Genomic DNA, 9,912 nt, shown 5'->3' on the forward strand with positions numbered 1-9,912 from the left:
GTTCAGGGTTCTCGGGTCAGGGTTCGGGTACTCAGAGGCGTTTCAAGCGGTCCGACCTCGAGGTCGGCGGACCCTGAATGCCTTGCATGACGGGCGTGGGGTTCCGGGCGAAGAACCCAGAACCTCCAAACCCTGAACCCTTAAACGGCGGCCGCCTCTTCGATGAGCCAGTCGTAGCCCTTCTCCTCGAGCTCGTGGGCCAGTTCGGGGCCGCCCGAGCGGACGATCCGGCCGTCGACCAAGACGTGGACGTGGTCCGGCGTGATGTAGTTGAGCAAGCGCTGGTAGTGCGTGATGAGCACGAACGAGCGGTTCTCGGCGCGAAGTTTGTTCACGCCCTCGGACACGATGCGGAGCGCGTCGATGTCGAGCCCCGAGTCGGTCTCGTCCAAGATGGCGAGCTGAGGGTCGAGCATGGCCATCTGGAAGATCTCGGCCCGCTTCTTCTCACCGCCGGAGAACCCCTCGTTGACCGAGCGCTTCGTCAGCTTGGGATCGAGGTTGACGAACGCCGCCTTCTCCTTCATCAGCTTGAGAAAGTCGCCGACGGACAGCTCGTCCTGCTTGCGGTGTTCACGGACGGCGTTGACGGCCGTTCGCAGGAACTGGTGCGTGCTGACGCCGGGAAGCTCGACGGGGTACTGGAACGCCAGGAACAAGCCCTCGCGCGTCCGCTCCTCGGGGTCCATCTCCAAAAGATCCTCGTCCTTGAAGGTGACGGTCCCTTGAGAGATCTCGTAGTCGTCGCGCCCTGCGAGAACGGAGGCGAGCGTCGACTTGCCGGAGCCGTTCGGCCCCATGATCGCGTGCACCTCGCCGGCGCCGACCTCGAGGCTGAGACCCTTCAGGATCTCGTGGTCCTCGACGGAGGCGTGGAGGTTGTTGATGGAAAGCAAAGACATAAATCAGGTTGTAGAGGTTGGGGGATGGGGTCTGGGGAGGTGTGGGGCCTAGCATCGAGGTCGGTCTGGTGACCCCAATCCCTGACCCCCAGTCCCCATTACCCAACCGATCCTTCGAGTTGGACGGAGAGCAGCTTCTGGGCCTCGACGGCGAACTCCATCGGGAGCTTGGCCAGGATGTCCTTGGCGTAGCCGTTGACGATCAGGTTGAGCGCGTCCTGCTCCGAGATCCCACGCGCCTGGCAGTAGAACATCTGGTCCTCGCCGACCTTCGAGGTCGTCGCCTCGTGCTCGACGTGGGCCGTGTCGTTGTTGATCTCGATGTACGGGAACGTGTGAGCACCACACTGATCACCGATCAGGAGCGAGTCGCACTGCGAGAAGTTGCGGGCGTTCTCGGCCTTGGGATTCACCTTGACCAACCCTCGGTAGGAGTTGTTGGACTGGCCCGCCGAGATCCCCTTCGAGATGATGGTCGACTTGGTGTTCTTGCCCAGGTGGATCATCTTGGTGCCCGTGTCGGCCTGCTGGTAGTCCTTGGTAAAGGCCACCGAGTAGAACTCGCCGACGGAGCCGTCGCCCTTCAGGATGCAGGAGGGGTACTTCCAGGTGATCGCGCTGCCCGTCTCGAGCTGGGTCCAGGTCACCTTCGAGTTGCGGCCGGCGCACATCGCGCGCTTGGTCACGAAGTTGTAGACGCCGCCCTTGCCCTCGGCCGAGCCGGGGTACCAGTTTTGGACGGTCGAGTACTTGACCTCCGCGTTGTCGTGCGCGATGATCTCGACGGTCGCCGCGTGGAGCTGGTACTCCTCGCGCATGGGAGCCGTGCAGCCCTCCATGTAGCTCACGTAGCCGCCTTCCTCGCAGATGATCAGCGTCCGCTCGAACTGGCCGGTGTTGGCCTCGTTGATGCGGAAGTACGTCGAGAGCTCCATCGGGCAGTGGACGCCCTTGGGGATGTAGCAGAAGCTGCCGTCGGAGAACACGGCCGCGTTGAGGGCGGCGAACAGGTTGTCGGTGTACGGGACCACCTTGCCCATGTTGGCACGGACCAACTCGGGGTGCTCCTGGACGGCCTCGCTAAAGGAGCAGAAGATGACCCCCTCCTTGGCGAGCTCGGCCTTGAACGTGGTCGCGACCGAGACCGAGTCCATGACCGCGTCGACGGCGACGCCAGCGAGGGCGGCCTGTTCGCGGAGCGGGATGCCGAGCTTTTCGAAGTCGGCCAGGATCTCTTCCGGGACGTCGTCCAGGCTGTCGTACTTGGCCTTCGAGCCGGGCGCAGCGTAGTAGTACGCGTCCTGATAGTCGATCGGGTCGATGTTGAGGTGCGCCCAATCCGGCTCTCGGCCCTCGTCGAGAAGCTTGAAGAAGTGTCGGAGCGCCTTCAGGCGGTACTCCAAGAGCCACTCGGGCTCCTCCTTTTTGGCCGAGATGAACTGGACCGTGTCTTCGCTCAGACCCTTCGGGGCCTTGTCAGACGTGACGTCGGTGACGAAGCCGTATTTGTAGCCCTGCTCGGCAACGTCCTCGAAGAAATCGTGCTCTGTGTAGGTAGGCATTTGATCAGTATCGGATGTCGAGGCGAACCGGGCGAACGGGGGGCTGTTCCGCCAAAACGAGGCGAACGCGCAACGGCGACGCGGTCCGGCACCGTCGTGTGGGCGGCCTCGAGGACGGGGGTGCGAAACAGCGCATGAACCTCGTCAGATTGCGGACACCGCCGTGATTTGAGAAGTTCGGAGATCCCTGCCCGCACGACCGCGTTTCGCGGTGAAGACTCCCCTAATGACCATGACTGAGACTACTGCCCCGTTCGATATCACCGAGCGCGCCCGTCAACGGTTGGCCTCCGTCGCCGTCGGAGAGGGCGTCGACCTTGAGGCCGCGTTCCTCCGGGTCGCCGTCGTCCCCGGCGGCTGCTCCGGTCTGACCTACGACCTGGGCTGGGACACCGTCGTGAACCCGGCCGACGAGAGCGTCGTGATCGACGGGCTCCGCGTCGTCCTCGACCCGCGCTCGCTCGTCACCGTCGAGGGCACGACGTTGGACTTTACCGACGGCCTCGAGGGGAAAGGCTTCCACTTCGACAACCCGCAGGCGACCCGGACGTGCGCGTGCGGGGAGTCGTTCAGCCTGTAGCCGAGCCGTCCTCGAGGATCGAAAAAGAAAGCCCGCTGGCCTTACGGGGCCAGCGGGCTCGGTCGGTGGACGTGGGACGGCACGTCAATCACCTGGTCCAATGAACGACTCTTTGTTGGAACAGGTCTACTCCGAGGCGCACTTATCGCACGCTTCACCACTATGTCAGGAGATCCCCGTCCTGACACATTGGGTTCACGCTAGTCGTCAGTCACGGACCACGTGATCCGATCTCCCGGAACGAGACCGATAGAGCGTGACACGCCGGCGGGCACTTCGACGACGAACTGAGCCGGACCCTCCGACTCCACGTTCTCAAGAGAGAAGGGCGTCGTGTTCTCACCGATATTGATGAGCGTCGAATCTGGGCCGTAGAACTGGATGTCGAGGGACCGAGGTGTGTTCATCATGTAGAACGCGGCCCGTGGCGTCTCGGGCTGGTCGAAGACGAAGAGCATCCCGGTGTCCGGTGGGATCTCGGTCCGCTGCATCAAGCCGCGCGCTCGCGTCGAGTCCGTGTCCGCGATCTCGATGGCGATCGTTCGCAACGTGTCCGACCCTCTAACGAACGAGAGCTCACCCTCGATGTCGAACGGAATGCTCGCCTCGGCGGTGTCCGTCCTCGAGGTCGGCTCAGGATCGGAGCAGCCACTGGCGATGATGATGAGGCAGAAGAGAGCGTAGCGCATGGGCATAGAGGGCGTGAACAAAAGCTAGCCGACCAGCCGCAACGCGACGGCATCGGCGACGGCGGCGCCCTCGATGGTGAGGCGGACCCTCGAGGGCGTGACCTCAACGAGACCCGCGCCCTCGAAGGCCGCGAGCTCGGCCCGCTTGTCGCGCAACAGATCGACGCCATAGTCGGCCTCGAGGACGTCGAGATCCAAGCCGTCGACCAGGCGGCGCAAGCCCAATATGACGGCTTCGTCGGCCAGTTCGTCGGGGCCGATCTGCTCCCGCCAATCGAGCGGTCGTTCACCGGCGAACAGCAGGTCGCGCCATCGCGGGAGGTTGGCGACGTCGGCCCAGCGCCAGCCTCGGCTGCGGGTCTCGCGCCAGAACGAGTGGGCGCTCGGCCCGAGCCCGATGGACGTCTGGTGCGTCCAGTAGCCTTCGTTGTGTCGGCTCCGAAGACCAGGTTTCGAGTACGACGACACCTCGTAGTGCTCGAACCCCCGGTCCTCGAGGTAGTCGTGCGTGAACACGAACCGCTCTCGCATGGTCTCGTCGCCCTCCGGGACAACCTGGCCCACGTCGACCATTTTGCGGAGCGGCGTCTTGTCCTCGACGGTCAAGCTGTAGGTCGAGAGATGGGTCGCTCCAAGTCTCAGGGCTCGCTCGAGGTTGGCGCCCCAGTGCTCGAACGGCTGGTCGGGGATTCCGAAGATCAGGTCGACCGAGACGTCGCCGATCTCCGCGACCGCGGCCTCGAGGCCGGCGACGGCTTGGGCGCTGTCGTGCGCCCGGTTCATGAACGTCAGATCTTGGTCGAAGAACGACTGGACGCCCAGCGACAGGCGGGTCGCGCCGAGGTCTCGTACGGCTCGGAGCCACGTCTGGCCGCTTGCTCCCGCCAGGTCCTCCGGGTTGGCCTCGATGGTGACCTCCTCGAGGGCGCTCGCGTCGAACCGGTCGTGCACCGCCCGGAAGACGCGGGCGAGGGCCGAGGGGGAGAGGAGGGAGGGCGTCCCGCCTCCCAGGTACAGCGTTTTAAGCGGCTCCCGTTTTCCGAACTCCGCACCCATGATCTCGGCCTCGACCTCGAGGGCGCGCACGAACGGGTCCTCGGCACGGTTGGTGGTCGTGACGTAGAAGTCGCAATAGACGCAGCGCTGCGAGCAGAACGGGACGTGGATGTAGAGGCCGGCCAGTGGAGGGGTGGGCTGGGGAGGGGGAATATGGCGCCGCGCACTCGAGGCCGGACGGAATGCGAGAAGAGGTGCGGAAGAGAAGAGGAGAAGAGGTGGGCGTCCTCGAGGGCGGGTGCTCCGGTTGGGCCTGGTGGCCGGCGGGGGGCCGTCCTCGAGGGCGTGCCGTCGCGCTCGATCTCGAGGTTGGTCCGTCCTCGAGGACGGCGCGGTGCCGGAGAAGGTCGCATCTTGGCGCCGAACCCTCCTCGACCTCGATGAACCCGTTATTGGAACGAGCCATCGCTCGTCAAGAAGCCGAGCTCGGCGTCCCGCTCGACTACGTCCGCACGCTGGGGGAGACATCGACTGCGATGGTGATCAAGATGGCGGCCTTTGGTCCGCTAGCCGGGCACCGCAAGGTGACGCCGCCCGACATTTGGCACCTTGCGCGACTGGCGGCGACGAAGGTGCAGGACTGCGGCACCTGTGTTCAGATCGTCGTGGACCAGGCGCGAGCAGACGGGGTCTCGGGGGTGGTCATCAAGGCCGCGCTCGACGATGGAGCCGGCCTCGAGGACGGACAGAAGCTGGCGCTGCGGTTTGGTCACGCGGTGGCGTCGCGAGAAAACGCTCGCGAGACGGTCGAGGCGACGCGGGACTGGTTCGGACAGGATGTCCAGGTCGAGCTCGCGCTCGCCGTCGCGACGTGTCAGCTCTTCCCGATCCTCAAGCGCGGTCTCGGCCAGGACCTCGCCTGTTCGCTCGTAACCGTCGAGGTCTGAGACGTCCTCGAGGCCGGGAGCGACCTCGGTCTCGACTAGATTCCAACGATGCTCGACTTTACCCGTCTTGCCGGTCAGATCGCTGAGTTCGCCGCCTCGCGCGTCGACGAGGACCGCGCGCATCGAGGGCGTCTCGACCGCGCCCATTCCGCCCTCGAGGACGGTGCCCCGACGTGGCAAGCGCTGCGCGACCGGGCGCAGGCCGAATCGAGAGGCCCCCTCCGTGCCATCCCGACCTCGAGGCCGGACCAGTGCCACGGCTGCGAGCCGAGGCCGGCGACGGTGACCGTCGTCGCGACGGACGGCTCCCAGATCTTCCCCGACCGCCACGTCGAGCCGTCGTGCTACGTGCTCAACGTGGGGCGGATCGCGTTCCACTACGGGACACTCGATCCGCCCGTGATTCAGGCCGAGCCGTCGCTCCGGTTTCGCCAACAAGACCTCGAACTGCTCACCGAGGACGACGACGCCAAGGCGTCCCCGCTCGACGTTACGGCCGAGGTCGTGTCCGCCCTCCGCGACGAGCTGGAGCTAAGCTGGTTGTTCGAGACCGCCCTCGAGCAACGACGCAGCGGCCGCCCCATCATCGCGATGGCCGACGGAACGCTCATCCGCTGGATGCTGCGCGGAATGAAAAACCGCCGACTCGAAGACCGGCTCCTGGCCCGGTATGTCGCCGAGCTCGATCGCTTCCGTGAGCACGGCATCCCAGTCTGCTCCTACGTCTCGAAGCCGGCGAACGCCGAGGTCGTGAACCTTCTGAGACTGCATCTCGACGAAGACGACTGGGACACGTCGCCCGAGTCGCTCCGGGGATTGCACGACCGCCACCTGTTCGAAAAGCGCCTCGAGGTCGGACGCCGCTCGGCCGTCTTCTTGTCGCGGAGCGAGGTGCTCAAGGTCTACGGCGATCACCGGATCGTGGCGTTCTACGTGCACGGGTGCGGCGAGATCGGCCGCGTCGAGATGCCGGAGTGGGTCGCCGAAGGTGGCGACGAGCACGGGCCGTGGCTCGACCTGATCCACAGCGTCGTCCTCGATCAGTGCGAAAAGGGAGGCGGCTACCCGATCATCTTGCAGGAAGCCCACCAGCGAGCCGTCGTCAAGATGCAGGAAAAGGACGTGTTCCACCGGATCCTGGCCCGCCAGATCCGCGGCGCAGGCGCCGAGGCGCCGACGTACTCCGGCAAGTCGGCCTCGAAGCGGACGCCGAGGGTGTAGGGGATTGGGGATTGGGGATTGGGCGCGCGCCCTCGAGGTCGCGAAATGGTTCCAGTCGCCCTCGAGGGCGGACCTTGGTTCAGAGTTCTCGGTTCAGGGTTCACAGGGACGCGGTTCCAGCGCTGGGCTCGTCCCCGCATCGACGCGCCGACCTCGAGGTCTTGGTTGATCGAGAGCGTCCAGTACGAGAACCCTGAACCCCGAACCCCTTGCCGCCCGTCGCCGAAGTCATCGCCTCCAGCACCCGCGAGATCGTGGCCGAGGTCTACCCCGACCTCGAGGTCCCGGAGTTCGGGTCGTGGGTCGAGGTCGAAGTCGAGGACGGGAGCGTGCACTTTGCCTTGGTGAGCCATGCCGAGACGGGGAGCGTCGAGCCGGGGCGGCAGGCCGTGGCGCTCGGGCCGGACTACGACCGCGACCGGATCCGCCGCGAGATGCCCCAGATCCTGGAGTTGGTGCGCACCACGATCCGAGCCCAGGTCCTCGCCTTTTGGGACGGGCGGACACGTCGCGACGGCGCCCCTCACATTCGGCAGACCGTCCCGCCCCGTCCGGCCGCCTTGCACGACCGCGTGCGGCTGTGTGACCTCGAGGCCGTGTCCCGACTCGGCGAGCCGTTCGACGTGTTGCGAACCCTGGCCCGGTCCCCCGACCCCGCCGTTCCCGCCGACGACTTGCTCGCAGCGGTACTCCGGTCCCTTCGGGACTCGCATGGCGGTGGGGCCGATGGCGACACCGTCTTGGTCGCTGCCGGCCGCGCCCTCGCCCGGCTCCTCGACGACGACCACGAGCGTCTTCAGTCGATCCTGCGCCGCGCCGTCTGATCGTCCTCGAGGCCGGGGCGCTCGTCCTCGAGGTTGTTTAGAAGATGACGCCGCCGCGCAGCGCGATCACCGGTGTGACGTCGCTCTCACCGATCACGATCGAGGGGTTGATCTCGGCAAAGGCTGACGTCTCCCGAAGCGGGATGGCCCACCCGTAGCCCCCGTGGAGCGAGGGGCCGCCGCCACCGTCGTCGAGCGGCAGGAACCCGCCGAACCCTCCGAAGGCGTAGCGGATCGCCCCGCGGCGGTTCTCAGGCAGCGTCACGATCACCTCGACCTGTGGGTTGACGACGTACTCCGTCTCCCGGCGCCCCTCGAACAAGTGCGCTCCCACGCCCACACTCGCCGCGAGCGACACGTCCGCGTTGACCGGTAGCGCCACGCGCCCTCGGAGGCCGAGCGACGGGTAGGTCGGGATGACGTCTTGGGCGAACAGCGCCGTCGTCGCCTCGAAGCCCACGCCGATCCGCGGCGGGATCGAGGCACCTCGCTGGGCGGAGGCGACGGGAAGAAGCAGCCCGAGCGTTAGGCAGAGCGGGAGGAAGCGCATAGAACAGTGGGGCTGCGTCGTAGTTTATGGGGGCGATAGAAAGCCGCGTCTCGTCCTCGAAAAGTAGCGTCCCGACCCATGTCTTTGGCTCCCGATCTCGCCCCCCACGCCGGAGACGGCGCTCCCGCTCACGACGTCCAGGACGCCGGTCAATCCGGCGACCCCGACGCGTTCCGCGGTCTCGGCTACTCGCCGGACGGCGTCACGAACGGGTCCTATGACCCCGCCGCGTTCCAAGGCCTGGACTTCTACCGCATCGACGACCTGCTCACGGACGAGGAAAAGGACGCCCGCGACCGCGTCCGGGCCTACGTCAGCGAGTCCGTGCTTCCGACCATCGAGCAGCACGCCCAAGCGCTCACGTTCCCCATCGAGGCCGCGAGAGGTCTCGCCGACCTGGGCGTCATCGGTCCGACCATCCCGACGGAGTACGGCGGCCGCGGCGCTTCGAGCATCACCTACGGGCTGATGATGCAGGAGGTCGAGCGCGCCGACAGCGGGCTGCGGTCGTTCTGCTCCGTCATGGGATCGCTGGTCATGTACCCGATCCACGCCTACGGCTCCGAAGAGCAGAAGCGGCGCTGGCTCCCCAAGCTCGCCAAGGCCGAGGCCATCGGCTGCTTTGCCTTGACTGAGCCCAACGTCGGCTCGAACCCCGGCGCGATGACCACACGTGCCGTCCGCGACGGGGGAGAGTACGTCATCACCGGCCACAAGCGCTGGAGCACGAACGCCTCCATCGCCGACGTCGCCGTCGTCTGGGCCAAGGACGACGAGGGCGACGTGCGCGGCTTCCTGGTCGAGACCGACCGGCCCGGCGTTTCGACGCCCCGAATTATGGACAAGTGGTCGCTCCGCGCCGCGGTCACGTCCGAGGTCGTCCTCGAGGACGTGCGCGTTCCGGCGAGCGCGATGCTGCCCAACGTCAAGGGCTTGCGCGGACCGCTGTCGTGCCTGAGCCAGGCGCGCTACGGCATCGCGTGGGGCGTGATCGGCGCGGCCATGTCGTGCTACGACGCCGCGATCCAGCACACGACCTCGAGGGAGCAGTTCGGCAAGCCCATCGCCGGCTTCCAACTCGTCCAGAACCACATCTCGAACATGCTGGCCGACATTACAAAGGCGCAGCTCGTCGGGTGGCGTCTCGGGCGGATGAAGGACGAGGGGACGATGCGGCCCGCCCACGTCTCGCTCGCCAAGCGCGACAACGTGCGGATGGCGCTCGCCGTCGCCCGGCAGAGCCGGCAGCTTCTCGGAGGCAACGGGGTCTTGGGCATCTACCCGGTCATGCGCCACATGGCCAACCTCGAGTCCGTCGTGACCTACGAAGGGACCGACGAGGTCCACACGTTGGTGCTCGGCCTCGAGGCGACCGGCGTTGCGGCGTTCTCGTGACCGAGAAGTAGACCCAGGGTCCGTACCGCGCAAGCGGTCGCGGGGTAGGCTAGCGGAGTCCTGCCACAGCGGCCACGAATCGGCCTGAGCGGCAGGGCGGATACCGCCGTGTCGCTCTTCCACGTATCGTGTGCTCCTCGACTCACATCCGTATGCTCCGCACCCTCGCACTGGCCGCCTTCGCGGTCGCCTCCGTCACCGCTCACGCCCAGACCTACTCGGGCGTCCTCGAGGCCGGTGACGCCC

General features: G+C 66.4%; 10 protein-coding genes. 5 read left to right on the forward strand and 5 right to left on the reverse strand.

The genetic code is table 11. The annotated features are described in order from the left end of the window. Positions 1-140: 140 nt before the first annotated feature. Complete coding sequence (gene sufC / locus WBA11_RS03325; RefSeq protein WP_424519312.1) at positions 141-896, reverse strand: Fe-S cluster assembly ATPase SufC; 756 nt, start codon at positions 894-896, stop codon at positions 141-143. Between the two features lie 104 nt (positions 897-1,000). Continuing rightward, positions 1,001-2,464 (reverse strand): Fe-S cluster assembly protein SufB, encoded by a 1,464-nt coding sequence (gene sufB / locus WBA11_RS03330; RefSeq protein WP_424519304.1) that lies wholly within the window; start codon positions 2,462-2,464, stop codon positions 1,001-1,003. A gap of 232 nt (positions 2,465-2,696) precedes the next feature. Between sufB and WBA11_RS03335 the strand changes: the two genes are divergently transcribed. Further along, the gene (locus WBA11_RS03335; protein ID WP_424519305.1) at positions 2,697-3,044 is read left to right on the forward strand and encodes a HesB/IscA family protein; all 348 of its coding nucleotides are present in this window, start codon (positions 2,697-2,699) and stop codon (positions 3,042-3,044) included. Positions 3,045-3,244: 200 nt separating this feature from the next. Here WBA11_RS03335 and WBA11_RS03340 read toward each other — a convergent pair whose 3' ends face one another. Further along, positions 3,245-3,733, reverse strand: coding sequence for a DUF192 domain-containing protein (locus WBA11_RS03340; RefSeq protein WP_424519306.1), 489 nt, complete (start codon positions 3,731-3,733; stop codon positions 3,245-3,247). A gap of 24 nt (positions 3,734-3,757) precedes the next feature. Further along, entirely contained in the window at positions 3,758-5,257 is a 1,500-nt protein-coding gene (gene hemW, locus WBA11_RS03345) for a radical SAM family heme chaperone HemW (RefSeq protein ID WP_424519307.1), read from the reverse strand. On the opposite strand from hemW, the gene WBA11_RS03350 reads away from it, so the two are divergent. The 3 genes from WBA11_RS03350 to WBA11_RS03360 all read left to right on the forward strand — a co-directional run bounded on the left by WBA11_RS03350 (position 5,170) and on the right by WBA11_RS03360 (position 7,721). After that, positions 5,170-5,676 (forward strand): hypothetical protein, encoded by a 507-nt coding sequence (locus WBA11_RS03350; RefSeq protein ID WP_424519313.1) that lies wholly within the window; start codon positions 5,170-5,172, stop codon positions 5,674-5,676. The two genes, hemW and WBA11_RS03350, sit on opposite strands and share 88 nt — an antisense overlap. A 48-nt stretch (positions 5,677-5,724) precedes the next feature. Next, positions 5,725-6,897 carry a DNA double-strand break repair nuclease NurA gene (locus tag WBA11_RS03355; RefSeq protein ID WP_424519308.1) on the forward strand — a complete coding sequence of 391 codons (1,173 nt, stop codon included), beginning with the start codon at positions 5,725-5,727 and terminating at the stop codon, positions 6,895-6,897. A gap of 209 nt (positions 6,898-7,106) precedes the next feature. After that, the gene (locus WBA11_RS03360; protein ID WP_424519309.1) at positions 7,107-7,721 is read left to right on the forward strand and encodes a hypothetical protein; all 615 of its coding nucleotides are present in this window, start codon (positions 7,107-7,109) and stop codon (positions 7,719-7,721) included. A 37-nt stretch (positions 7,722-7,758) separates the two neighbouring features. On the opposite strand, the gene WBA11_RS03365 is transcribed toward WBA11_RS03360, so the two are convergent. Next, positions 7,759-8,271: a hypothetical protein gene (locus WBA11_RS03365; protein ID WP_424519310.1), complete on the reverse strand. Its 513-nt coding sequence runs from the start codon at positions 8,269-8,271 to the stop codon at positions 7,759-7,761. 78 nt (positions 8,272-8,349) lie between these two features. Between WBA11_RS03365 and WBA11_RS03370 the strand changes: the two genes are divergently transcribed. Continuing rightward, on the forward strand, positions 8,350-9,666 hold the full coding sequence (locus tag WBA11_RS03370; RefSeq protein WP_424519311.1) for an acyl-CoA dehydrogenase family protein: 1,317 nt from the start codon (positions 8,350-8,352) through the stop codon (positions 9,664-9,666). Positions 9,667-9,912 lie beyond the last annotated feature (246 nt).

This window comes from Rubrivirga sp., assembly GCF_049648075.1.
GTDB lineage: Bacteria > Bacteroidota > Rhodothermia > Rhodothermales > Rubricoccaceae > Rubrivirga.